37 protein-coding genes are annotated in these 19036 nt (G+C 62.5%); 5 read left to right on the forward strand and 32 right to left on the reverse strand.

Features of this window, described 5'->3' with window-relative positions; translation table 11 throughout:
• Positions 1 to 81: 81 nt before the first annotated feature.
• From EYW40_RS18075 to EYW40_RS18165, 22 genes are read right to left on the reverse strand one after another with little or no spacing between them, the layout of a single operon-like run.
• The gene (locus EYW40_RS18075) at positions 82 to 288 is read right to left on the reverse strand and encodes a hypothetical protein (protein WP_135823026.1); all 207 of its coding nucleotides are present in this window, start codon (positions 286 to 288) and stop codon (positions 82 to 84) included.
• The gene (locus tag EYW40_RS19700) at positions 275 to 469 is read right to left on the reverse strand and encodes a ribbon-helix-helix domain-containing protein (RefSeq protein ID WP_161973240.1); all 195 of its coding nucleotides are present in this window, start codon (positions 467 to 469) and stop codon (positions 275 to 277) included. The genes EYW40_RS18075 and EYW40_RS19700 overlap by 14 nt, the downstream gene beginning before the upstream one ends.
• Positions 466 to 801, reverse strand: a complete 336-nt coding sequence (locus tag EYW40_RS19705; protein WP_161973241.1) for a DUF7344 domain-containing protein — start codon at positions 799 to 801, stop codon at positions 466 to 468. Before EYW40_RS19705 ends, EYW40_RS19700 begins: the two co-directional genes overlap by 4 nt.
• Positions 798 to 1700: a DNA adenine methylase gene (locus EYW40_RS18085; protein ID WP_135823028.1), complete on the reverse strand. Its 903-nt coding sequence runs from the start codon at positions 1698 to 1700 to the stop codon at positions 798 to 800. Before EYW40_RS18085 ends, EYW40_RS19705 begins: the two co-directional genes overlap by 4 nt.
• Entirely contained in the window at positions 1700 to 2185 is a 486-nt protein-coding gene (locus EYW40_RS18090) for a hypothetical protein (protein WP_135823029.1), read from the reverse strand. The genes EYW40_RS18085 and EYW40_RS18090 overlap by 1 nt, the downstream gene beginning before the upstream one ends.
• Complete coding sequence (locus EYW40_RS18095; protein WP_135823030.1) at positions 2185 to 2859, reverse strand: tyrosine-type recombinase/integrase; 675 nt, start codon at positions 2857 to 2859, stop codon at positions 2185 to 2187. Before EYW40_RS18095 ends, EYW40_RS18090 begins: the two co-directional genes overlap by 1 nt.
• A complete protein-coding gene (locus EYW40_RS18100; RefSeq protein WP_135823031.1) occupies positions 2856 to 3116 on the reverse strand; it encodes a hypothetical protein in 261 nt (86 codons plus the stop codon). The genes EYW40_RS18095 and EYW40_RS18100 overlap by 4 nt, the downstream gene beginning before the upstream one ends.
• Positions 3113 to 3277: a hypothetical protein gene (locus tag EYW40_RS19710; protein WP_161973242.1), complete on the reverse strand. Its 165-nt coding sequence runs from the start codon at positions 3275 to 3277 to the stop codon at positions 3113 to 3115. Before EYW40_RS19710 ends, EYW40_RS18100 begins: the two co-directional genes overlap by 4 nt.
• Positions 3270 to 3542, reverse strand: a complete 273-nt coding sequence (locus EYW40_RS18105; RefSeq protein ID WP_135823032.1) for a hypothetical protein — start codon at positions 3540 to 3542, stop codon at positions 3270 to 3272. Before EYW40_RS18105 ends, EYW40_RS19710 begins: the two co-directional genes overlap by 8 nt.
• On the reverse strand, positions 3539 to 3976 hold the full coding sequence (locus tag EYW40_RS18110; RefSeq protein WP_135823033.1) for a hypothetical protein: 438 nt from the start codon (positions 3974 to 3976) through the stop codon (positions 3539 to 3541). Before EYW40_RS18110 ends, EYW40_RS18105 begins: the two co-directional genes overlap by 4 nt.
• Entirely contained in the window at positions 3973 to 4674 is a 702-nt protein-coding gene (locus EYW40_RS18115) for a hypothetical protein (RefSeq protein ID WP_135823034.1), read from the reverse strand. The genes EYW40_RS18110 and EYW40_RS18115 overlap by 4 nt, the downstream gene beginning before the upstream one ends.
• A complete protein-coding gene (locus EYW40_RS18120) occupies positions 4667 to 6550 on the reverse strand; it encodes a DNA cytosine methyltransferase (RefSeq protein ID WP_135823035.1) in 1884 nt (627 codons plus the stop codon). The genes EYW40_RS18115 and EYW40_RS18120 overlap by 8 nt, the downstream gene beginning before the upstream one ends.
• Positions 6547 to 7116, reverse strand: a complete 570-nt coding sequence (locus EYW40_RS18125; protein WP_237560648.1) for a phage N-6-adenine-methyltransferase — start codon at positions 7114 to 7116, stop codon at positions 6547 to 6549. Before EYW40_RS18125 ends, EYW40_RS18120 begins: the two co-directional genes overlap by 4 nt.
• A gap of 5 nt (positions 7117 to 7121) precedes the next feature.
• Entirely contained in the window at positions 7122 to 7409 is a 288-nt protein-coding gene (locus EYW40_RS18130; RefSeq protein WP_135823037.1) for a hypothetical protein, read from the reverse strand.
• Positions 7406 to 7771: a hypothetical protein gene (locus EYW40_RS18135; RefSeq protein WP_135823038.1), complete on the reverse strand. Its 366-nt coding sequence runs from the start codon at positions 7769 to 7771 to the stop codon at positions 7406 to 7408. Before EYW40_RS18135 ends, EYW40_RS18130 begins: the two co-directional genes overlap by 4 nt.
• Positions 7768 to 8205 carry a hypothetical protein gene (locus EYW40_RS18140; RefSeq protein ID WP_135823039.1) on the reverse strand — a complete coding sequence of 146 codons (438 nt, stop codon included), beginning with the start codon at positions 8203 to 8205 and terminating at the stop codon, positions 7768 to 7770. The genes EYW40_RS18135 and EYW40_RS18140 overlap by 4 nt, the downstream gene beginning before the upstream one ends.
• Positions 8206 to 8343: a hypothetical protein gene (locus EYW40_RS19715; protein ID WP_161973243.1), complete on the reverse strand. Its 138-nt coding sequence runs from the start codon at positions 8341 to 8343 to the stop codon at positions 8206 to 8208. It lies immediately after the preceding gene.
• Positions 8333 to 8998: a hypothetical protein gene (locus EYW40_RS20230; protein WP_237560643.1), complete on the reverse strand. Its 666-nt coding sequence runs from the start codon at positions 8996 to 8998 to the stop codon at positions 8333 to 8335. The genes EYW40_RS19715 and EYW40_RS20230 overlap by 11 nt, the downstream gene beginning before the upstream one ends.
• A complete protein-coding gene (locus EYW40_RS18150; RefSeq protein WP_135823040.1) occupies positions 8995 to 9282 on the reverse strand; it encodes a DUF7123 family protein in 288 nt (95 codons plus the stop codon). Before EYW40_RS18150 ends, EYW40_RS20230 begins: the two co-directional genes overlap by 4 nt.
• Positions 9279 to 9458 (reverse strand): DUF7563 family protein, encoded by a 180-nt coding sequence (locus EYW40_RS18155; RefSeq protein ID WP_135823041.1) that lies wholly within the window; start codon positions 9456 to 9458, stop codon positions 9279 to 9281. Before EYW40_RS18155 ends, EYW40_RS18150 begins: the two co-directional genes overlap by 4 nt.
• Positions 9458 to 9886 (reverse strand): hypothetical protein, encoded by a 429-nt coding sequence (locus EYW40_RS18160; RefSeq protein ID WP_135823042.1) that lies wholly within the window; start codon positions 9884 to 9886, stop codon positions 9458 to 9460. The genes EYW40_RS18155 and EYW40_RS18160 overlap by 1 nt, the downstream gene beginning before the upstream one ends.
• A complete protein-coding gene (locus tag EYW40_RS18165) occupies positions 9886 to 10278 on the reverse strand; it encodes a hypothetical protein (RefSeq protein WP_135823043.1) in 393 nt (130 codons plus the stop codon). Before EYW40_RS18165 ends, EYW40_RS18160 begins: the two co-directional genes overlap by 1 nt.
• Positions 10279 to 10657: 379 nt before the next feature.
• On the opposite strand from EYW40_RS18165, the gene EYW40_RS20475 reads away from it, so the two are divergent.
• Positions 10658 to 10912, forward strand: a complete 255-nt coding sequence (locus EYW40_RS20475) for a winged helix-turn-helix domain-containing protein (protein WP_161973244.1) — start codon at positions 10658 to 10660, stop codon at positions 10910 to 10912.
• 263 nt (positions 10913 to 11175) lie between these two features.
• On the opposite strand, the gene EYW40_RS18175 is transcribed toward EYW40_RS20475, so the two are convergent.
• The 3 genes from EYW40_RS18175 to EYW40_RS18185 all read right to left on the reverse strand — a co-directional run bounded on the left by EYW40_RS18175 (position 11176) and on the right by EYW40_RS18185 (position 12821).
• Entirely contained in the window at positions 11176 to 12030 is an 855-nt protein-coding gene (locus tag EYW40_RS18175) for a DUF8008 family protein (protein WP_237560644.1), read from the reverse strand.
• The gene (locus tag EYW40_RS18180; RefSeq protein ID WP_135823045.1) at positions 12027 to 12209 is read right to left on the reverse strand and encodes a hypothetical protein; all 183 of its coding nucleotides are present in this window, start codon (positions 12207 to 12209) and stop codon (positions 12027 to 12029) included. The genes EYW40_RS18175 and EYW40_RS18180 overlap by 4 nt, the downstream gene beginning before the upstream one ends.
• A 291-nt stretch (positions 12210 to 12500) precedes the next feature.
• Entirely contained in the window at positions 12501 to 12821 is a 321-nt protein-coding gene (locus EYW40_RS18185) for a hypothetical protein (RefSeq protein ID WP_135823046.1), read from the reverse strand.
• A 411-nt stretch (positions 12822 to 13232) separates the two neighbouring features.
• Between EYW40_RS18185 and EYW40_RS18190 the strand changes: the two genes are divergently transcribed.
• The gene (locus tag EYW40_RS18190) at positions 13233 to 13466 is read left to right on the forward strand and encodes a helix-turn-helix domain-containing protein (protein WP_135823047.1); all 234 of its coding nucleotides are present in this window, start codon (positions 13233 to 13235) and stop codon (positions 13464 to 13466) included.
• 222 nt (positions 13467 to 13688) lie between these two features.
• On the opposite strand, the gene EYW40_RS18195 is transcribed toward EYW40_RS18190, so the two are convergent.
• Together EYW40_RS18195 and EYW40_RS18200 are read right to left on the reverse strand one after the other, a co-directional pair.
• On the reverse strand, positions 13689 to 14273 hold the full coding sequence (locus EYW40_RS18195) for a hypothetical protein (protein WP_135823048.1): 585 nt from the start codon (positions 14271 to 14273) through the stop codon (positions 13689 to 13691).
• 3 nt (positions 14274 to 14276) lie between these two features.
• Complete coding sequence (locus EYW40_RS18200; protein ID WP_135823049.1) at positions 14277 to 14789, reverse strand: Panacea domain-containing protein; 513 nt, start codon at positions 14787 to 14789, stop codon at positions 14277 to 14279.
• 397 nt (positions 14790 to 15186) lie between these two features.
• Between EYW40_RS18200 and EYW40_RS18205 the strand changes: the two genes are divergently transcribed.
• On the forward strand, positions 15187 to 15681 hold the full coding sequence (locus EYW40_RS18205) for a helix-turn-helix transcriptional regulator (RefSeq protein ID WP_135823050.1): 495 nt from the start codon (positions 15187 to 15189) through the stop codon (positions 15679 to 15681).
• Here the strand turns inward: EYW40_RS18205 and EYW40_RS18210 are convergent.
• Both EYW40_RS18210 and EYW40_RS18215 read right to left on the reverse strand, forming a co-directional pair.
• The gene (locus tag EYW40_RS18210) at positions 15678 to 16523 is read right to left on the reverse strand and encodes a DUF6338 family protein (RefSeq protein ID WP_259370038.1); all 846 of its coding nucleotides are present in this window, start codon (positions 16521 to 16523) and stop codon (positions 15678 to 15680) included. The two genes, EYW40_RS18205 and EYW40_RS18210, sit on opposite strands and share 4 nt — an antisense overlap.
• A 147-nt stretch (positions 16524 to 16670) precedes the next feature.
• Positions 16671 to 17048 (reverse strand): HVO_A0114 family putative DNA-binding protein, encoded by a 378-nt coding sequence (locus EYW40_RS18215; protein ID WP_237560645.1) that lies wholly within the window; start codon positions 17046 to 17048, stop codon positions 16671 to 16673.
• A 120-nt stretch (positions 17049 to 17168) separates the two neighbouring features.
• Between EYW40_RS18215 and EYW40_RS18220 the strand changes: the two genes are divergently transcribed.
• Positions 17169 to 17468, forward strand: coding sequence for a DUF7718 family protein (locus tag EYW40_RS18220; RefSeq protein WP_449271854.1), 300 nt, complete (start codon positions 17169 to 17171; stop codon positions 17466 to 17468).
• 134 nt (positions 17469 to 17602) lie between these two features.
• Positions 17603 to 17881, forward strand: a complete 279-nt coding sequence (locus tag EYW40_RS18225) for a winged helix-turn-helix domain-containing protein (protein WP_237560646.1) — start codon at positions 17603 to 17605, stop codon at positions 17879 to 17881.
• Between the two features lie 135 nt (positions 17882 to 18016).
• Here EYW40_RS18225 and EYW40_RS18230 read toward each other — a convergent pair whose 3' ends face one another.
• The 3 genes from EYW40_RS18230 to EYW40_RS19720 all read right to left on the reverse strand — a co-directional run bounded on the left by EYW40_RS18230 (position 18017) and on the right by EYW40_RS19720 (position 18953).
• Positions 18017 to 18262, reverse strand: coding sequence for a hypothetical protein (locus EYW40_RS18230; protein WP_135823054.1), 246 nt, complete (start codon positions 18260 to 18262; stop codon positions 18017 to 18019).
• Between the two features lie 50 nt (positions 18263 to 18312).
• On the reverse strand, positions 18313 to 18750 hold the full coding sequence (locus tag EYW40_RS18235; RefSeq protein ID WP_135823055.1) for a hypothetical protein: 438 nt from the start codon (positions 18748 to 18750) through the stop codon (positions 18313 to 18315).
• 65 nt (positions 18751 to 18815) lie between these two features.
• Entirely contained in the window at positions 18816 to 18953 is a 138-nt protein-coding gene (locus EYW40_RS19720) for a hypothetical protein (RefSeq protein WP_161973245.1), read from the reverse strand.
• Positions 18954 to 19036: the final 83 nt, after the last annotated feature.

The following is a 19036-nucleotide window of genomic DNA, read 5'->3' on the forward strand; positions in this document are numbered from 1 at the left end:
CATCCGTGGACACCGTCGGCCCCAAGGCCCGCCACCGGGAGTCGAACCCGGCGTCGCAACCGGACGGGCACCGCATCGCGGTCAGTCCTCTCTCGGGTCGTCGGGCAGCGCCGTCTCGTCGGGCGTCCGGTCCGGATCGGGGCGCGGGCGGCGAGTCGTTCGCGAGCCCGTGTCCCGTGACAGCCACACCGCGACCGTCTCACCGCACAGGCCGACGAACAGCACGCCCGACACGGCCGCCAGCGCCAGCAGGCCGACCAGCGCACCAGCGTGCTCAGTCCCCAGCATTGGCACCCTCCACGGCGTCGAGCCCCCGTGCGACGAGCTGGCGCAGCGCCTCCGAGCGGTTCGGGAACACGTCCTCGTCGACCAGCGCCTCGACGCGGTCGACCAGCGGGTCGTCGTAGCGGACCGTGATGCGCGTGTGATCGGTCGTCGCGGCGCTGCCGCGGCGCTGGTCCGTGCTCATCGCTCGGTCCTCCGTGGTCGGTCGCCGAACAGCGCCGTCGCGACGTTGAGCAGGCGGATCGCGTCCGTGGTCCGGGCGGTCGCGTAGAGCCGCCGGTCGTCGCAGGTCAGCAGGGCGGCGGCGTGGAGTTTGGGGAGGTGGCGATGCACGAGGTCGACGTAGACGTCGCGACGCTCGTCGGGCGAGGGCTCGTGGACCGGGCCGACCTCCCGCTCGGCGACCCGCGACGCCAGGTCCGCAACCGGGAGCGGCTCGGCAACGTCGAGGATTCGAACGGTGTGTTGTCGGCGCGGCGCGCGGAGTGCGTCGCAGATCGCGGCGACAGTCGTCATCGATTCCCACCCGTCTCGGCTTGCAGTAGCGTCGTCTGTTCGCCATCCTCGAGGAACTGCGCGCGTGTCGCCGGGTCGAAGTTACAGACCAGATGTTCGGTAGCCTCGCTCGTCCCGCGGCACATCCGGTGGCGTCGATCCCGGTGGACAACGTGGAACTCCTCGCCAGTCGTTCGCGTCGCACCGATCAGTCGGGCCACGAGCGCATCGGGGAGTTCCGCGTACGAGACCATCCAGTCGCTCTGCAGACCGACGAGTGCGTCCGCGAGGTCGGCGTGGGCGAACTCGACGGGGTAGTAGTGCTCCCCACCGGGGTACGGCGGGTCGCAGTAGAACAGCACGTCGACGCTCCCGTCGTCGTAGGTTCGGAGGACACGCTCGAAGTCGCGGCACTCGATGATCACGTCCCGGAAGCGGTCTGCCAGTTCGTGAACCCGCTCGCGAGCGTTGTCGAACGTCCGGGCCGGCGACCGTTTCGCCCGCGTCTTGAACCCGTTGACCATCGACAGGTCGCCGGCGAACTGCATGTATCGGAGTGCGAAGAACCGACCAGCACGCTCGACTGGGTCTTCCGGGCGGTGGCCGTTGAAGAAGGCGTTGACCCACTCCTCGTACACGCTCCGAGCGTAGGGCACGTCCCGAAGCCAGTCGATCAGGTCGTCCTCGCGTTCCCGGAGGACGCGGAAGAACTGCACGAGGTCCTCGTTCGCGTCGTTGTAGACCTCATTCTTGGACGGTGGCTTGTTGTAGATGATCGCGCCGCTTCCGCCGAAGACGTCGACGAACGTGTCGTGGGGTGGCATCCGGTCGAGGATCCAGTCGACCTCGCGGCCCTTGCCGCCTGGATACGGGAACACCGAGACGTGGTTGTCCGGGCGGCCAGTACCGTTGCGCTGCATTACGCACCGCCCCCGTTAGCGTCGGCACGAACTTCCTCGAGTGTCGTCGCGATGAACTCGTAGGCGTCGCCGCGACTGTCGAGGTGCCCGACGCGGTCGGTTAGCGCGTCCGCGAGTTCGCCGAGTGTGTCCTCGGTACCTGCTTTCGCGCGCCGGACGTCGGCCGGCATCCCGCCGAGGTAGTAGGCGTCTCGCCGGGAGCGCGGCGTGCCGCGCAGGTCGACGCCGGAGAATCCGATCCACGCTTCGCACGTGAAGCAGTAGGTGTCGGGGATCTCCGCGTCGGCTTCGACCTCCATTCCCGGGCCGGGTTCGTCGGGGTCGACCGACAGTTGTGAGGTGGTGTCCCGTACGAGGTGGCCGTCGTGTGCCTTCCGGAGCGCCCGCTTTTCCTCGGCGCTCGGTTCCTGCGCTTCGAGGTGCTTGCGGACTGAGTCCGAGACGGAGGTCTCGACGTCGGCCTCGGTGCGGTCGACCTCAGACATTATCCATGCACCTCCCCGAGCGCCCGGGCAGTCATCTGGCCGTCGACGGCGATGTAATTACGCGCCGTCGAGAGGTCCCGCCAGCCGAACATCGACTGGAGCGGCCCCGCATCGAGGCCGCGACCAGCGTGATACGACGCCGCGGTCGCGCGAAGGCCGTGTAGCGTCGTATCGCTCTCGTCGAGTCCGTCGGCTAACTCCAGTGCCGTTTCGAGCCGGCGCTGAAGCGTCGAGAACGAGTGTGGCCAGCCGCCGTACGTGTCGATCAACCACTCGATGGCGACCGCGATCCGCTGGTCCCAGCCGAACGGCACGTCCCGGACAGCGGCCTCGGTCTTCGGGTTCCAGTACTCGTCGAGGACCGTTTCGAGGTCCTTGTCGGCGTCGTGGTCGAGTTGCTGCTTGGCGGCCTGTGTGCAGTAGCCGCAGGGACCGCCGTTGCGGCCCTTCTTGCACGAGTCGTGGCTGGGGATCGACAGCATCTCCCGCCGGCGGTTGACCCACGACGCGTCAATGTGCGTCACCTCGCCGGGGCGGAGGCCCATCCGGCCCCCGATGAGTAGCATGGCCCGCGTCTCCATGCTTCGCTGGGTGTCGTCCATCCGCATCGCGCCGATAAGCAGGCGTTCGAACTCCCGTTCGGTCAGCGCCTTCTCGCGGGTTTGCTGTCTCATGCGCTATCGGCCTCCGATTCGGCCGCAGCGACGAGCGCGTTGTACGCCGAGTGGTCCTGGTCCTGCTCGGACTGGTTCAGCTCGCCCGAGCAGATCTTGCACTCCTCGATATCGTCAGGGTACGCCTCCCGGGAGCGTGGCAGCGGGTTCCGGGCCTCCTTCAGGCCGGGGCAGTCCGGGTCAGTGTGGACCTTCCGGTCGCCGTGCCCGCCGTTGCTGCGGCCGGCGACGTAGACCGTCTCAGTCTGGTTAGTCACGCCGACTCACCTCCTTCGACGTGGGCGACGTGGCCGGTGACGTCGTTGTGTGCGAGGCCACGGCCGATTGCGATATCCTTCTCGCTGTAGGGTTCATCGAGGTCGCAGTCGGTACAGACGACGCGGTACTGTTGGGTTCCAGTCACGGATTGATCAGTCATCGGTCTCACCGCCTTCGAGAGCGCCTAAATCGGCCGTCGAATGGTCTGCCAGCCATGCCGCTGCGTCGGCGTCGTACTCTTGCAATCGGAGTTCGGTGATGAAATCCCGCAAACCATCTTCGGTGAGTCGGAGTGTCAGACGGCGGTCGTCGCAGTCTTTCAGTCCCGCACTCGTAACCTCGCATTCTGCCCCTCCGACAGACAATGTCGCGTCAACCGTGTCGTGCTCAGACTCCCTCCCACACGTACCGGATTCGTCGCTCATCCCTCAACCACCTCGGCACCGACGACCCAGCCGTGGCTCGCGAGGTCGGTCATGTCGGCGATCCCGGCCTCGGGCTCGTACGGACAGCTCACGATCTCCCACGGGTCCATCTCGGCGTTGCCACGCCCGGTCATGTAGAGCCGGAACAGGTCGCCGTCGTGATGCAGCAGCGAGACGCGACGCTCGAAGCCAGCCACCTCCGTCTCGGTCCGCAGGCACTTCATGACGCTCGTGCCGCCCGTCCGGCCGGTACTGGGGTGGGCGATGGCCATCCCGATCTTGACGAGGTCGCCCGCTGCAACGCGGTCGAGTGTCTCGGTGACAGCCGCGGTATCCCGCTCGGGTTCGGAAACGCGGTCGTTCGGGATCGACTTTCGGCGGGTCATCGCGACGCCGCCGTCGAAGCCGTCCCACGTCGCGGAGTCGTCGCTCACGCCCGCTCACCCCCAGTCTGCCGCGCCCGAAACCCGCGCTCATAGAACGCCTTCCACTCGGGATGCGAGTCGAAGGGCCAGTACGCCCGGAACCCACACGCGGGGCAGTGGACCTCGGGATAGCCGACCGCCTCCCAGTGTAAGCAAAACAGCAGCCGGCCACAGCCCGGACAGCGGACGTTGCGATACCGCGTGACCGGGTCCTGCCGGGGATCGTCGCCCTCCCACCCCGGCGTAATGGCGTCGACTTTGACCGTCGCGTAGTGCGGGACCGCACTCGTGCCGGCCTCGACAGCGCCGCCGTCGGCCACCGCCTCCCCGCCGACCTGCGTAATCCCCGTCGCCGGATGCAGTTCCCACGCCGCCTGCTCGGACCAGCCACCATCGTGGCGTTCGTGCCGGACGTAGGCCCGCGGGGCGTGGTCGTGGGTCTCGACCAGGACGCGGTCGTTCCCGTGGCGCGTGCCGATCTCCAGCTTGCGCTCGACATCGGCGGTCGGCTCGACGGTCACCGCGTCGATCGTCCCCTCTCGGGGGTCGCGGTCGTCGTACGGGTCCGGATGGTCGATCCGTTCGTGGCGGACGGTGATCGCCGGGCGCGACGCGTCCTGTTCGAGGACGAGGCGCTGGATGACCTTGCCGTTCGCGAGGCCGAGGCCCGCCGTCTGGGTTTCGGCGAGGATCTGGCGGTCAGTCATCGCCGACCACCTCGTCGTAGTCGGGGACCTCGGCGTCGGGATCGGACGACAGCCCTGCGTCGAAGTTCGACAGCGACGGCGTGTCGTCGGCGAGCAGATGGCCGACGAGCGACGCCGCGAGGTTGACCGGGACGGCGTTCCCGATCTGCGCCGTGATGTCCTTCTTGCGGTCGCCGGCCAGCTCGTAGTCGGCAGGGAACCCCTGTGCCTGCTTGAGTTCGCGCGGCTGGAGCATCCGGTAGCGGACGTCGAGCCCCCACGGGTAGCACTCCGGAACGACGAGGGCGAACGTGTCCTTCGACGTGACTGTCGGCAGCGGGTCGTCGAGCGGCTGCGGACCGTCGGAGTTGCCGTAGTACTCGACGAGATACGGCGTCGCGAGCCCGCTCGGACTCTTGGAGGCCGGCACCGTCATGATCGGCCGGTCGGGTGAGCGCGTCCGCGGGCGCTGGCTCCCGGACGCATTGTACATCGGCGTCAGGTACGGCGCGGTCAGGGCGAACGCCCCGCCCTTCTCGGTCGCGACGGTCGGGAGCGGGTCGGCGATGTCCCGGAGCGCGCCGCCGTGGGAGTAGTGGATCAGCGTCGGCGTGACGAGATGGCCGTCGTGGTTCCGTGCTGTGACCGTGTGCAGCGGGCGGTCCTCGGGGGCGTACAGCGCGTTCGAATGGTCGCCGCCACGCGGCCCGTTCCGCGGTTGGACGAGCGTGCCCAGGTCCGCCGTCGCCATCCCGATCGCGCCGGCCTTCGAAACCGTCGGGAGCGGCGTGTCCGGTGTTGCCGGCACGCCGCCCGACTGCTGCCGGAGGATGACCGAATCCGTGTTGAAGTGATGGATCTTCCCACCGGCAGCGACCGTCGACAGCGGCCGTTCAGTTACGTCCCGGGCGATCGCGTTGCCGTGCTGGCCCATCACGAACGAGCCAGTGGTCACCGCCGGAGTCTGGTTCCGGACGAGGAACGGTTCGTCGAGGATCTGTGCGACGCGGGCGGCGTGCTCAGCCGGGACCACACGCTCCCGCAGACGCTCCAGTTCGTCCGGGCCGATGCCCTCCAGTGCGTCCGCGAACGGCTGGAGCGCGTCCTCGCAGTGCCGGCGGATGCCCTCTGCGATCCGGCCCATCGTAGTTTCCGAGAGCGGCTGGACACGGGCGTGTTCGAGGTCGCGCGTCCAGATGGACGTCCCGCGGTCCGACCAGTCGATGATCTCCGCGGCCGGGCGGCGGTCCGGCTTGTCCGGGTCCGCGTCGTCGTGGGTCGGTTCGGGGGGCGTCGGGCGCTTGGAGCGCGAGGCCAGGACGAACAGGCGCTCCCGGCTCTGGGCGTCGCCGTAGTCGGCGGCGTTGAGGACGGTGCCGTACGCGTCGTCCTCGGTGTCGTACAGCACGGAGTAGCCCAGCGCTTCGAGCATGCCGACCCACCGCTCGAAGATCGACCCGTCACGCGTGGGTTCGCCGTCGATGATCGGTCCCCAAGAGCGAAATTCTGGGACGTTTTCGAGCAGGACGTGTTCAGGGCGCAGTTTTTCGACCCAGTCGAGGACGTGCCAGCCCGACGCCCGCTTTTGCTCCTTGACGGGCTTGCCGCCGCGGGCCGTCGAGTAGTGCGTGCAGGACGGCCCGCCACAGAGGAGGTCGACCGTTCCCGGTTCGACGACCTCCGGTGGGTGCAGTTCTTCGATCTTGGCGTGGTAGTGGTGCGCCCACGGGTGATTCTGCTCGTGGGTCTGGATGGCCGGTTCCCAGTGGTTGACCGCGTGGAGTTCGACATCTTCCGACGGGTCGAGGTTGCCGTTCTCGCAGGCACGGGCCACGCCCGTCGAGAGACCACCAGCGCCGGCGAACAGGTCGACCACGGTGAGGGCGGCGTCGCTCACAGCGACCACCCCCAGTCACGGCGGACGAGGTCACCGCGCTCGGCCAGCTCCGAGAACAACGAGTCCGGCCAGTCGGTGCCGAGGAAGTGCAGCGCCGTGTTGAACGACACACCGGAGGCCTGCTCGCCGGGCGTGACATCCTCGTATCCGTCGAACAGGTCCGGGTAGCCCTCAGGAACGACGAAGTCGAGGCGCGAGGTCTCGAACCACGTGACCGGGAAGTACGTCGCGACGTAGCTGTGCCACCACGACGCCGGAGACGTCGAGTCCGGCGTCAGGAAGATCACCCGGTCGACGTTCCCGACCATGTACTGGCCGACCGCGCGCTGGAGCCAGCGGATCTTCTCGGAGAACGGCGGGTTCACGAACGCCGTCGTGTTCTCGCGAACGCCCCACGGCGTTTCGAGGCCGTCCGTCTCCGGGAGCCGGAAGTTGACCGCGCCGTGGTCGGTGTCCCGGCCTGGGCAGGGGTCGAGGTCGATCGTGACATGGGCGTCGAGCGTGTCGATCAGCTCCGCCGGCGTCTGCCACACGTCGTTCTTGGAGCGGGCCTCGACGAACTGCATCGCGCTCACGCCTGCTCACCCCACGTTTCGAGGGAGGCGTTGTGGTTGCGGCCGCGAACCGTTCTCGACTTGTCCTCCAACACGCGGACTTCGGCGTCATCATCTTCTCGGAGTTCCTCCAGATGCGACTGGCAGATAGGCTGTCCCCAGCGCCGCGTCGATTTCATCGGGTCATCAGGCTCCTTTGCCACCCGAACGTACACGTCGGCCGCGCTGGGGTCGTCGCACTCCCAGCAGGCAATCTCGAAGTCGGCTTCCGGCGGCGCACGACTTTTCCGGCCTTCGAGATTCACGCCTCATCGCCTCCGTTGAGGTGGTACTGCCCTATCCTTTCGTGGTACGTCTGGCTCAGGGACCACGGGACACGAATCCCGCTGCCACGCTCGATGGCGATTCGGGAGGGAAGTTGGTCATCCGGGCCGACGCTTCGCCGGACCGCCCAGTTCCCGGTCACGGTGGCGTAGACCGCCTCGAACTCCGCCTCCCCGAGCGGCGTGCGGAAGTGGTGGAGTTCGACCAGGTACCCCGTCTGCTCGTCGGGCGCGAGGGCGATCTCCGGAGCGTCGAACGGCTCACTCGGGACGCGGGCGTTGACGTGCTCGCGGTCCTGGGGGGCGATGCTGCTGTCGGTCGTCGTGGAATGGTCGGTACTCATGCAGTCTCACCGCCGTCGCTGCTGATGGTTGCTATCGGGCCGATACCCCAGCCGTCGTCGGGACCGACACCGTCGAACTGGTCGAGGACGATCGGCGACGCGTCGTACTCCCGCAGGTCCGCCGCCAGGTCCCGCGGCGCGTACTCGTCGGTCGTCGTGGCCGCGTGGACCGCCTGCTTGTCGAGGCGGCCGTGTGCGGCGTCGTAGCGGACGACCCACGCCCGGCCGCGCTGGTCTGGTGTCGGGTTCTCGGGCTGCAGCAGGATCGCGGCCTCGCCGTTGGTCTCGGTGAGGACGTGTGCCCAGTCCTGGTACGTCAGGTCGGCTTTGGTGAGCCGGCCGGCGTCGGTGATCGCGCTCGCGACGCGCTTGATGTGTTGCGAGGGGAGCGCGCGTTCGAACACGCGGAGGATGGCGGGCGTGTCGTCAGTCATCTACCCGAACACCTCCAGTTCGAAGGCCACGCGACAGGGCTGGCACCGCCAGATGTGCGACCCGTCGTGACGCTGGCCGCCGTAGCGGTGCAGCGTTTCCTCGTCGCAGTCCTCGCAGTAGCGACGTTCACTCGTCATCGTTGCCCTCCGTGCAGATCGCCGTCACCCAGTCACACAGGTCCTGAGCCAACTCCTCGTCGTCCGTTTCTTCGGCGTAGCGGATCAGCGCCTCCCGGGCGGCCGGGTCGGTCTCCGGTTCGAGCACGAAGCAGTCTGCGACCGGCTCACCGTCCTCGAACACGGCGTACTTGTCGTGGAGGCCTGCCTCGTCGGTGGCGTCGGTCTGCAGGACTGCAACCGAGAGGTCGCGGGCCTCGTGCTGGAGCGGGGCGGTCGGCGTCGACTGTGGGATCAGGTCGTTGTCTTTGCCCCGCTCGATCGCGGCTTCGCGAAGGTCGTCGACATCGGCCAGTACCGGGCCGACGCTCATCTGGGCCTGCCCGAGTTTGGTGAACCGCCGTTCGACCTCGTCGAGCAGCGCGACGAGTTCGATCAGCTCCTGGCGGGCGTCGTCCGTTTCGGTGCCGCCGTCGGTGGCGATGCACCGGCCCGTACAGACAGGCTTCTCGTCGTCGGCGTCGTCAGGGATGTGCGTGTGGTCGACATCTTTCCACGTCCCACACCGGCTGCACTGCTTCATCCACTCGTAGTCCGGCGAGTCGCAGATGCACGCGTTCTCGCCGAACTGGGGGAGCCCGCACCAGGTGCAGCGATGTTCGCGGGCTCCCGTCACGCCTGCTCACCCCCGTCCTCGTCGAGCGTGATCCGGTAGGTCGTCGGCGTGCCGTTGCCCCACGTTTCGAGATCGCCTGCCTCGCGGAGTTGCCCCATGTTCGCGCCGACGACGCTGGTCGACAGGCCCAGCGCTCGCGCCACGTCCCGGCTCTTGCAGTACGGGCCGGTCCGCTCGCGGTACTCCCGGAGGAACGCCCGAATCGCGTCGCGGACGGCTTCGGGGTCGTCGCTCCTGGGCGCGAGATCCGGCCGGAGCGCGGCCGGGGTCCGAGCGTCGCTCATGGCGGCTGCTCTCCGAGGTGGGTGCGGGCTTCGCGGCCTTCGATCGCGCCCGCGCCGCTGTTCAGGTCGGCCTGCGTGCCGCAGTTCTTGCAGGTCTTGAGTTGGTCGTTGTTGTCGCCGAACACGCGGGCGAAGCGGTCGCTGACCGGAGCCCCGCAGTTCTGACACTCGTCCATCAGGCACCACCCCCGAACACGGCCTCGATCGTCGCGCGGTCGTGGATCGTTCCGCAGTCCTTGCATTCGTACTCGTCGTTGCCGACGGTCACGAAGCCGGTGTGCGGAGCCACGTCGCTACACGGCAGGGCGTCGTGGTCGGCCTCTAACGTCTGCTGGATGATGTGGTAGGCGTCCTCTTTGACCTGCCACTGCTTGACGGTGCGATAGACAGGCGTGTCGTCCTCGCGCTCGTCGTACTGGAGTTTCTGCCGGCCGACCTGCTCGACGATCTCCTTTTCGTCGAGGGTTTGGATGCGGAGCGACTCCGCCAGATCGTCGACGACGAACGTCTCGTCGGGGGCCGGGAGTTTGGCGAGGCGGGTGATGTTGTTGCGGATCCACGCTCTGCTGAGCGACCGGCTTGCGGTATGGGTTGTCGCGGGCATCACGCGCTCACCCCGCTGTTGCGGACGGTCAGTTCACGGTGCTCGCCGTCCTCGCGGTCGGCCCAGGTCACGACGCTCTCGGTCGGCTCGACGGCGTCGCGGTCGACGTTGAGTTCGTCGGGGCGCTCGCCGTTCGCTTCGAGATGGGCCTTCCGCTGGTTCAGCCGTTTGATGACCTCTTGGCGTGGCCCTCGATCGAGCTGGGTTTCGGCTTCGATCCAGCCCTCGACGACGTGGACGTGGTCGATCCCGCGGATGCGCGCCTGGGCTCGCAGTTTGGCGTCGGTGTCGCCGTCGAACAGCGCGTGATCGAGGAAGCGTGCCGGGTCCTCGCCGATCTCCGTGGCGATGTCCGGACACTCTTGGTGGTCCGAATCGGCGGCGGCTCTCATGGCCGTGCCCCCATCTGTCGGTACCGGTCGAGGTACGCTGCAGAAACCGAGTGGCCGCACGGTTCGGCCTCGTGCGTTCCCGGCCCGCGCGTCGAAATCGCGGTAATCGCGGCCCCGCAGGTCGGGCAACTGGTTGGTTCGCAGGCAGTTCGGCTGTCGTTGGACTTTAGTCCTAGCGCGTTTGATGGTCGCATGGTTCCTTGGTTTGATCGGGGAACCGCCGTTCGCGGGTGTGCCATCACCCGTGGACATTCTCGACGGAATCAACCGACGAGCATGGCGAGCGGCGGTTCTGATTCGTATATTATCATCAGGCCACTTAGTAATTTCCCTTTGACGAGTCGCAAAGGGTTTGTAGGTGCTTGCTGTAGTAGTGCCCGTGACAGACGGGCCATACGACGAGCGCGACGAGGATACTCAACAATTCACGTCGACGTATCCCGACTCTGCGTTCTTCGACGCGATTTCCGATTGCCGAAGCCAGGATCAGCTCGCAACGACCGTCGCGATCGCCGAGCGTGTAGGGTGTACGAGGCAGTCCGCATACTATCGGTTGTCAAAACTGGAGGACGCCGGTAAAGTCGAAAGTCGTGATGCTGGCGGATCACGTGTCTGGCGGCTCGTTGAGGAGTAATCCATTCTCGCGGTCGCGTACGGTGTTCCATGTGGAAGGTTCCGGAGGCCGTTCTGAGACAGCGGGTCGCGGTTCGTTCCGCCGACACTCGTCGTCTAGGGCATCACCTCCACACCCCGTCCTCGGTGATCCACCGCCTACACCGCTCTAGCACGATATACGCACTAGTAACGATACGCTAGTAGCGGCGGGTTCGTGGGGTGTGTCAGTGTGGTCGTGTTAGATCGTGAACGCTCTCGCGTGCTGTTGGCCCCCTACCGACACTACTCACCACCGACGTCATCTGTCGGCGGGGACTCACCGGGGATCTCCGCATCCGCCGGGAGCGTGAGCCGCCGTTCCTTGTACTCCAAGCCGTCCTTGCGGCGCTTCCGGAGTTTCACGTAGGTACGGTTCTTGGTGAGCTCGACGAGTGAGTCCATCGCCCGCTCGGCGAGTTTCTGGGAGTACTCCTTCGAGACGCCAGTCTCCCACGAGCGGATCTCACTCGCCAGGTCCGAGGCGTCCATGTACAGTTCGACCTCGTTGCTGCCCTTGCTCCAGAGACCGTAGTCACCCGTGTCGTCACGGTTCTGCCAGGCCTTCACAGCCAGTTGGACGGGGCGGGCCTCGTTGGCGAGCATGTCCTCGTCGAGCCGGGCGAGTTGCTGGATCGGGAGGAGATCCGCGTCGGTAAGCACGTTCTCGCCAGACCGGCCGAGCGGGTCAGCCTCACCGGGCAGACGGGCGTACTCCTCGTCGTCCTCAGTACTGAACCGTTCGAGCCGGTCACCGGAGATCGTGAGTTCCTCCGTGAACGGTTCGACGTTCTCCCAAGACAGGTGCGCACCCTTCTCCAGTTCGCGGGATGCCAGTTCGCTGTGACCGTCGACGAGCAGGTCTTGGGTGTGAACGACGCCGTCAACTTGGCTCTTGAGGATCTGATTCTGGCGTTCGAGGTCCTCGATCGCATCCTCAAGTTCGGACCGTCGAGCGCGTTCCTCCGCTAGTTCTTCGTGGAGTCGTTCGTTTTCCTCTCGGAGCTCCGCGGTTTCCTCGCGGACGCGTTCGTCGACCACGTCTTCGATGTAGGTTTCGAGGTCCTGGCCGTCGACGGTCGGTGTGGCACCAGCGCTCATGCGATACTCACCTCCCGGAGCCGGTCGACATCGATACGGTCGTCGTCCCGAAGCGTCTCGATCTCGTCGTCGGTGAGGTCGAATGTTAGCACACGTGAAAGGTCGGCGTCGAGAACGTGGGCAGCGTAGCGCTGTGTGATGATGCTCCCTGCCGTCTCGTCGAGGCTCGCGTCGTACACACGGTCAGCGAGCACGGATAGTTTTTTAGCGGTCGAGCGCGGAATTTCAACTGGGTTATCTCGGTTTTTCATGGTTTGATCTCAGTAATGAGCGACTGCGATGGCTGACTGCACGATTCGCGAAAACACACAGGCAGAGAACTCCAACCGTATCTGGCCGCGGTCGGCCGCGTCGGTCAAATCGCGTAGGCTACGTTGTGTCGAACACTCTGCCATGTGGGTTTGATCGGGGTTCCGCCGTAATCTCGCTCCACAAAGCCTGTGCCATCAGGCTGGGGGAGGTGCCGGTCTTCAGGCGTCGACGTCGTCGTAGCCAGCCTCCAGCAGCACGCGCTGAAGCCACCCCGGAATCGCGGTGATTCGCGAGGGCGACCCGTGGTCGTGCCGCCGGCGCTGGGGGTCGAGCGTCCCGTCGTGGGTCAGTTCGAACACCCACGTGGTTGTGTGCGCGTCGACCTCGACGCGAGCTGCGGCGTCCGGATGGGATGACTGGCGGACCGTGACCGTCTCGGGGCGGTCGTCGCCGATCGCGTCCGGGTTGATCCCGCAGTCCCGCACGAGGTGGACAGTGAATCGCTCGTGAACGACGCCGTCGCGTGTGGTTGCTCCCATTGTCGGTCCCCGTCCCACTGGTTCGCGTGAGCGCTACTTCAGTATAGGAGGGGGGGTGGGGGAGCGCGCCCGAGACAGCGCGCGCGGTCCACTCGAAGGAACTGCTTACGAACGGACCTATCATTTTATCCGTCGCCGTAGTGACGGACAAAACGGCGCTGTCCGGTGATTCGGGACAGATGCCACTCGCCACGGGTGCCCCGAGCACCCGTTGGCTTTCGTCGGCGAGCCAATCTATCGTGACGAGCGACATCTGTAGCTAGTCGTGTTAGACTGGGGTTACTTAGTCTTTTGGACGTTAGTGTACGAGAACGGGACTTCTATGTACGAGGAGCTATACAATGCAAATACGGTAAATAATGGTCGTTCGAACTGCCCTCAATGGCACGCCGTCGACGACGGGGGGCATGGATGAATAAAGCATCCGACCCCGTACTCGAATTTCTACACGAGCATGAGATCGGTGTGCCGATCGGCGTGCTGAACAACGAACTCAACGAGGGACGCGGCACGATCGCTGACGCTCTCGACGAAATGCTCGACCGCGGTTTCGTGAAGAAAGACGAGGACTACAGCTCGTACTACCGCATCACCGAGCGCGGCCGGAAGTACCTCGACGGCGAGATCGACGCGGACGACTACTGACGCGCCTGTTCTCGACACTCCGCCCGCCGGCCCGAGGCCTTAACCAACATCCCGTCCCGGACGCGCCAGCCTGTTGGTTAAGAGCGAGGCCGCCACGACCAGTCGAACTCGGCCACCGACTAAATTACAGCGAAACTTCGATCGATATCTCGCGAACTTCGATCGGTTTCCCCGAAACTTCGATCGGTTCGGCGGGAACTTCGATCGGTATAATAATATAGTTTACATGAAGTTCAGATCGTCGACCATCGAATCGAGCTGACGCTTTGTCTCTAAGATTCTGTGGGTTCGGTAGATCACATAGATACTGGAAGCAATTCCAATGGCGATGAGGCCGCTCGCTAGATTAATTGCCCAAGTGTTGTTCGGGAGAGTAAACGAAAGTACTACAGCAGGAGCACTGGCACCGAATGCAACCATCACGCCGTAGAACGCTTTTCGCCAACACGCCCGACATTCTTCGTAGATCTCGCGTGGCTCACGTACATCCCGCAATGCCGTGGCGACTGTATCCAAGCGGTCCGGTTCGAGGGTCTGTCGGATAAGTACGCTTGCTTTTGCAGTAGTGTCGAGATCTTCCTGTTTGTAATCAGATCCATCGTGCTTGATGGTGCTCATGATCTCGTCGACGACGACATCCGCGAGTTCGTTGCTGACAACGTCCCATCGGTCTTCTTGGAGGTCCTGAACGTCGTCTTCGTACTGCTTTTTCGGATTCTCGATGGCCTGAATTGTAATACCGGCTAGTAAGTGAATGCCTGCCAACAGCGCGGAGGTCGCACGAAGGATAGCGTCAACCTCCGCCATGCACTACTTCAGTACAGACTTTGTCGTATAGTCCGGATACTGACTGTAGACAGAGGCAAGAAGCTGCCCAAGTGGCACCATCGCCTTATCGTACTTCACCCACTTCACCAGACGGATCTGGTTTTCGGATAACCGGGTGAAGTACTCCTTGGCCTTATTTGTACCCTCTGCTGTGATCGCATACCGAGTCCCATCGTAATCGCCGTCGTGATCGCCGTTTTCGTCAACGTCAATCAATCCACGATCTTCGAGCCGGTCGACCGCGTCGTAGACACCGGGGTCTAATGGCCCGTATTTGTCAGCGTGGAACTCGAAGCCAGTCTCAGTACCGAACGCTTCGTCCATTTTCTGGTCGATGAGAAAACACGCCTTCATCAACCGCGTGGTACCGTAGATGGGACAGGATTCGCCATTCTGGTTCGGCGCGTACAGGAGGCAGAGTATCCACTTATCGCGGCTGCCTGGTCCGTCCGAACCAGATGACATCTCGTTTGCACACCCCACCTTGGTACTCATAGTAACGTACTCCTTACTCGTAACAGGTGGTGGTTGTAACTAGAGTATTATAAGCTCTTCTGACAAACAATCACCCTGATATAAAGAATTCCGAAGCCGAACGGCTAGCACTCTGTGTCACCGATGTAACCCTGAGTCGGAAGTCAGCAAGGCGCTGATCCGCCTCGACGCCGCGGTCAACGCTGTCGGTGTGTTTTCACACGAACTTCGATCGATTTCTCGCGAACTTCGATCGGTTCGGCCGCTACTTCGATCGCTTTCCTCAACCAGCGTACCATATATCGAGCTCGGACAACGTACCGGGGCCAGTACTGTCAGATGTGCAGTAGTTCAGAGTGCCAATTGAATCGCCAAGGTCTGGTCGGGACATTTTAGTATAAATGGTTTTCGAAGATGAGTGTCAAGAATCAAAAAAGCCGTATACGAGGAACCACAAGAACTAATTGAGATGGAAAAACGGCTGATGCCCTTGATGCTGTTAGAAGCAAATGAGGGTGAATCAGTCGAGGGTATAACCCGTCTGCAGAAGTTGATTTTCCTTGCGCAGAAAGAGGGGGACGGAATCGACGAAGAGTATCAGTTCAAGCCGGGGAAGTATGGTCCGTACTCACGCCCACTTTATGATGATGTTGATCGGCTCGTTGACGAGGACTTCATCAGCGAAAGCATTGAGCCGAACCCCTTTGGAAATGAAAAGAAAGTCTACGAGCTGGAAGACAATGGTGAACAACTCCTTGAGAATCCGTCACAGTTCGTAGACAACCCAGGGGAATTGAGAGACAGTATCGAGAAGATCAAGGAAGAATACAACGAAATGGGCTTCTGGGAGTTGTTGGAATACGTCTACGAGAACTACCCGAAGATGGCGGAGAACAGCGAACTGAATATTTAATCCTCTCTGTCCATCTCATCTACGCTTTCACTCTCGTCAGAGGTATCTGTAGAATCAATCGACTCAGACTCAAGAACTTCTTCAACTGTCGGCATGGGTCCGTCATACTCCTCTCTATCGAAGGAATCCGGGTCTTCTACAGTTTCGAGGAACACATCGATTACCTCTTCACGTTCTTGGTTTTCTTCTTCATCGGATTCCTCGTCCTTCAGAGCAATCATATCGGCATCCCAGAGGGAATCGACCTGTACCTGCGAAATATTCTCAGATTCGATGTAGACTTCACCCGTCCAATTCTCAATTTCGTCCTTATATCCAGCGTCAGTCACTGTCTGTGTCTTCGGGTTCTCTAGAATAAGGTCCCGGTTTTGGGCCGTTGGCCCGTACTTGCTTACCGTGCCGATAACCCGTTCGCCCTCTGTTGTAATAACGCGAACAACGTAGCTTTCTGTATCTTTAACGACCTCCTCAATGTAGTATTCCCAGAGATTCCGGCGCGATCTGACTTCTTCTTCTCTCCGATCGTAAAGTTTCCCGACACTGAAACCGACAATGAGGGAGGCTACAAAGACAACAGAATAGTGGCCCAGAAAACTTGGAAGCGAGTTCAGCTTGGGCTCTAGGAGCTCAATTGTTGCCCACTGCCCAAACCGCGCTGTATAGTACAAATAGACGACAGCCATACAGGAAATACTCAGTAGAACGCTCCAAGCTACTGTTTCAGTTCTAGAGAGAGGATCTGCCTTCTCAGAGGCTTTGAAATATGCTCGAATGCCCATCAGTCCTGGCAAAATGAACAGAATAACGCTAATGAGGCCTAATCTCGGTACGACCGGTGGCATCGGTAATAGGACTATTCGAGGACCCGTAATTTACTATTTGGTATCTTGTCAAAGTCGATTAAGAGACTGTCTAAGCACGTGTTCTCACAGTTCAACAGCAAAAATGGTTGTCACAATATGATGCGCCAACCGGTTGAGCAGATATCTCTATTGCACGGTGGCCCCCTCGGGATCGGGAGTGGCAGTCTCAGCGACATCGCCCTCGTACACGACGGGTTCGATCAGAACGGTGTCGTGGGTGAGGACGGGGCGCTTCGACCGACCGTCTTGCTCATAGTCGATAACGCGCGCCTCGAACAGGATGTCGAGGTCGCGACTTACGATGCTGATATCCCGGTCGACGGCACGGGCCAGTTCACGCTTCGACGCGGGCTCCTGGTCAGCGATCACGTCGACCAGCTCCATCCGCTTGTCAGTGAGCACTTCCTGCGCGGTATCACGGCGCAGGATCAGGGCATCGTCCAACCCAGCGGTACTGAGTTGCTTCAGGAACGCAACGTTCGTGAGTCCATCTTTCGTATTCATAGTGCTGTCACACGAGGCACCGAATCCATGTTGACATAGTAGGTCAACATATAAATACTTGCGGGATCAAAGGCCCGATAGACGGGTACACCAGCAAACCAAACATACCCGGAATACACAATGACTCGGCCTGTGGATTACGATTGGGCGTTAGACGAGTATCGAGGACGTATGTACTACATACACGCATACGGAGAGCAAGACGACTTCTCGGTCTCAGTATACTTCGCGAGTGGCGACGGCGACGACAAAACGGAAATCGTACGCGTCGACACCGCACACGGGACGACTCATTTTCACAAACTCTACCGTCGGGACGAACCCGCTCCAGAAGTCGACTGGGGACTCTGGGAGACGGTCACCAAGTTCACGGAGAACTGGCGGGAGTACGCACGTCGCTACGAGCAACGATCAGGGTAACAATTACACGGCACCCAATTCGTCTGAATAGTATACAGCTGGAAATGGCAAATCCTAACTCTGCCCCATCGGACGATGGAAACCCCGATCCAGACGACGACTCGTTTCGTACCCACTACCCTTCGGGGTGGCTCATGATCGCACAACACGAAAGCGTCGCGCTCATGGTCGACGCTCTGCTCGATCTCCCACCCCACCGGGAGTTCAACCAGTCGGAACTCGCAAACCTCGCTGGCGTCAGCCGACAGTCGGTAAGCCGGCATCTGGATCTCCTCACGACACTTGGAATCATTGAACCGGCGGAAAACCCGGGCACACCGCGTTACCGGTTCAACCCTGAATCGGAGGTCAGCGAGGCGCTGATCCGCCTCGACGGCGCGGTCAACGCTGTCGGCGCGGAGACTTCGTCGTAAAACACCGTCCCGTGGTTGGCCTCCCACCCGCTGGCCCGACCGGGACCGGACGAGGTGTTTTGCACACCGATGCGAGGTCATTGCCCGTCCACGGCGTTATCGGCGTCTGGGTGTACATACGCGATTGGGAAAAGATCACTCACCGTCAAGTGCATCGCTAAAGTCATCGCGTGACGGTAGATCCGCAAGAACTGCGCCAGATCCCTGCATGAGGACGTCGTCGAGGTCGTCGGCGGTCGCAGCCTCACCGTCTGCGAGCTGTTGTATCGACTCTTGCACGGCCTCCGCGAGGGACGGCTCCCGGTCCTCAAACGATCTGACAGCGTCGACAACCGCTTCGTCCGACGCATCATCGTCGGGATCCGATGCTGGAGGGCTCATCGCATCCCAGAGAAACTGCCCACTCAGTCTTGAATGTGTTGACGGATGGACTACAACCGTGCTTTCAGATCCCGAAGCTCGTCGACACTCAGCGCCTGCTGGTCGGCAAGATATGCTTCGACGTCGTCGACGGATTCGATCGGATTGAACGCCGCGACCTTCCGGCACGCCCGCGCGTCGAACTTGCCGAGATTCCGGTACCGATGCTTCTTGACCGCAAACACCCAGAGGACGACATATTCGGGAATGTCGGTGACGAGTTTTACGTAGATACGAAGATCGCCCTGTCGAAGCTGTTCGAGCTCCTCGCAGGTGGCATAGGCTTTCTCGACGACTGACTCGGGTGCCGGACTCGCGAGACAGGTGATCATCGCCGAGAGCGCGTTTCGGGACTTAGTGGCGTCGAGATCGTGGATTTCGGCTGCAGCCTTCTCGTGGAAGATCGCAACGCCCTCGTCGGTATCGGACAACGAATGCTCGCGAACCACACCTACCGACTACTCCACACTACCGGCGAATAAAAGATCGGGATGCAAAGAGAACCAGTCTGGCGTCAGGACGACAGGAAGGCCTCTTTCACGTCCTCGGCGTCGGCCACTTCCTCGTCGGAAAAGTCTTCAACACGTCGCTCAAGCTCGTCAGCCAGCGACTCGTCGTCGCCGCCCTCCCGCTCCGGCGTTGAATGACTCATTGAGTTACTAGGTCAATACCGGCCCATGTGTATAAATGTGTATGCCGACCGGCACACCGCGTTACCGTTACAACCCCGAATCG

This window comes from Halostella litorea (genome assembly GCF_004785955.1).
Classification (GTDB): Archaea; Halobacteriota; Halobacteria; order Halobacteriales; family Natronoarchaeaceae; genus Halostella; species Halostella litorea.

What these genes read in the sequence shown, in the direction of transcription:
- EYW40_RS18165 (WP_135823043.1), bottom strand. Translation starts at nt 10,278, where the DNA reads ATGAGAGCCGCCGCCGATTCGGACCACCAAGAGTGTCCGGACATCGCC.
- EYW40_RS18190 (WP_135823047.1), top strand. Translation starts at nt 13,233, where the DNA reads ATGAATAAAGCATCCGACCCCGTACTCGAATTTCTACACGAGCATGAG.
- EYW40_RS19720 (WP_161973245.1), bottom strand. Translation starts at nt 18,953, where the DNA reads ATGAGTCATTCAACGCCGGAGCGGGAGGGCGGCGACGACGAGTCGCTG.
- EYW40_RS18185 (WP_135823046.1), bottom strand. Translation starts at nt 12,821, where the DNA reads ATGGGAGCAACCACACGCGACGGCGTCGTTCACGAGCGATTCACTGTC.
- EYW40_RS19705 (WP_161973241.1), bottom strand. Translation starts at nt 801, where the DNA reads ATGACGACTGTCGCCGCGATCTGCGACGCACTCCGCGCGCCGCGCCGA.
- EYW40_RS18160 (WP_135823042.1), bottom strand. Translation starts at nt 9,886, where the DNA reads ATGCCCGCGACAACCCATACCGCAAGCCGGTCGCTCAGCAGAGCGTGG.
- EYW40_RS18135 (WP_135823038.1), bottom strand. Translation starts at nt 7,771, where the DNA reads ATGAGTACCGACCATTCCACGACGACCGACAGCAGCATCGCCCCCCAG.
- EYW40_RS18085 (WP_135823028.1), bottom strand. Translation starts at nt 1,700, where the DNA reads ATGCAGCGCAACGGTACTGGCCGCCCGGACAACCACGTCTCGGTGTTC.
- EYW40_RS18115 (WP_135823034.1), bottom strand. Translation starts at nt 4,674, where the DNA reads ATGACTGACCGCCAGATCCTCGCCGAAACCCAGACGGCGGGCCTCGGC.
- EYW40_RS18215 (WP_237560645.1), bottom strand. Translation starts at nt 17,048, where the DNA reads ATGAATACGAAAGATGGACTCACGAACGTTGCGTTCCTGAAGCAACTC.
- EYW40_RS18175 (WP_237560644.1), bottom strand. Translation starts at nt 12,030, where the DNA reads ATGAGCGCTGGTGCCACACCGACCGTCGACGGCCAGGACCTCGAAACC.
- EYW40_RS18200 (WP_135823049.1), bottom strand. Translation starts at nt 14,789, where the DNA reads ATGAGTACCAAGGTGGGGTGTGCAAACGAGATGTCATCTGGTTCGGAC.
- EYW40_RS18220 (WP_449271854.1), top strand. Translation starts at nt 17,169, where the DNA reads ATGACTCGGCCTGTGGATTACGATTGGGCGTTAGACGAGTATCGAGGA.
- EYW40_RS18210 (WP_259370038.1), bottom strand. Translation starts at nt 16,523, where the DNA reads ATGCCACCGGTCGTACCGAGATTAGGCCTCATTAGCGTTATTCTGTTC.
- EYW40_RS18090 (WP_135823029.1), bottom strand. Translation starts at nt 2,185, where the DNA reads ATGTCTGAGGTCGACCGCACCGAGGCCGACGTCGAGACCTCCGTCTCG.
- EYW40_RS19715 (WP_161973243.1), bottom strand. Translation starts at nt 8,343, where the DNA reads ATGACGAGTGAACGTCGCTACTGCGAGGACTGCGACGAGGAAACGCTG.
- EYW40_RS18140 (WP_135823039.1), bottom strand. Translation starts at nt 8,205, where the DNA reads ATGACTGACGACACGCCCGCCATCCTCCGCGTGTTCGAACGCGCGCTC.
- EYW40_RS18095 (WP_135823030.1), bottom strand. Translation starts at nt 2,859, where the DNA reads ATGAGACAGCAAACCCGCGAGAAGGCGCTGACCGAACGGGAGTTCGAA.
- EYW40_RS19710 (WP_161973242.1), bottom strand. Translation starts at nt 3,277, where the DNA reads ATGACTGATCAATCCGTGACTGGAACCCAACAGTACCGCGTCGTCTGT.
- EYW40_RS18225 (WP_237560646.1), top strand. Translation starts at nt 17,603, where the DNA reads ATGATCGCACAACACGAAAGCGTCGCGCTCATGGTCGACGCTCTGCTC.
- EYW40_RS18125 (WP_237560648.1), bottom strand. Translation starts at nt 7,116, where the DNA reads ATGCAGTTCGTCGAGGCCCGCTCCAAGAACGACGTGTGGCAGACGCCG.
- EYW40_RS19700 (WP_161973240.1), bottom strand. Translation starts at nt 469, where the DNA reads ATGAGCACGGACCAGCGCCGCGGCAGCGCCGCGACGACCGATCACACG.
- EYW40_RS18155 (WP_135823041.1), bottom strand. Translation starts at nt 9,458, where the DNA reads ATGGACGAGTGTCAGAACTGCGGGGCTCCGGTCAGCGACCGCTTCGCC.
- EYW40_RS18105 (WP_135823032.1), bottom strand. Translation starts at nt 3,542, where the DNA reads ATGAGCGACGAATCCGGTACGTGTGGGAGGGAGTCTGAGCACGACACG.
- EYW40_RS18195 (WP_135823048.1), bottom strand. Translation starts at nt 14,273, where the DNA reads ATGGCGGAGGTTGACGCTATCCTTCGTGCGACCTCCGCGCTGTTGGCA.
- EYW40_RS18075 (WP_135823026.1), bottom strand. Translation starts at nt 288, where the DNA reads ATGCTGGGGACTGAGCACGCTGGTGCGCTGGTCGGCCTGCTGGCGCTG.
- EYW40_RS18150 (WP_135823040.1), bottom strand. Translation starts at nt 9,282, where the DNA reads ATGAGCGACGCTCGGACCCCGGCCGCGCTCCGGCCGGATCTCGCGCCC.
- EYW40_RS18230 (WP_135823054.1), bottom strand. Translation starts at nt 18,262, where the DNA reads ATGAGCCCTCCAGCATCGGATCCCGACGATGATGCGTCGGACGAAGCG.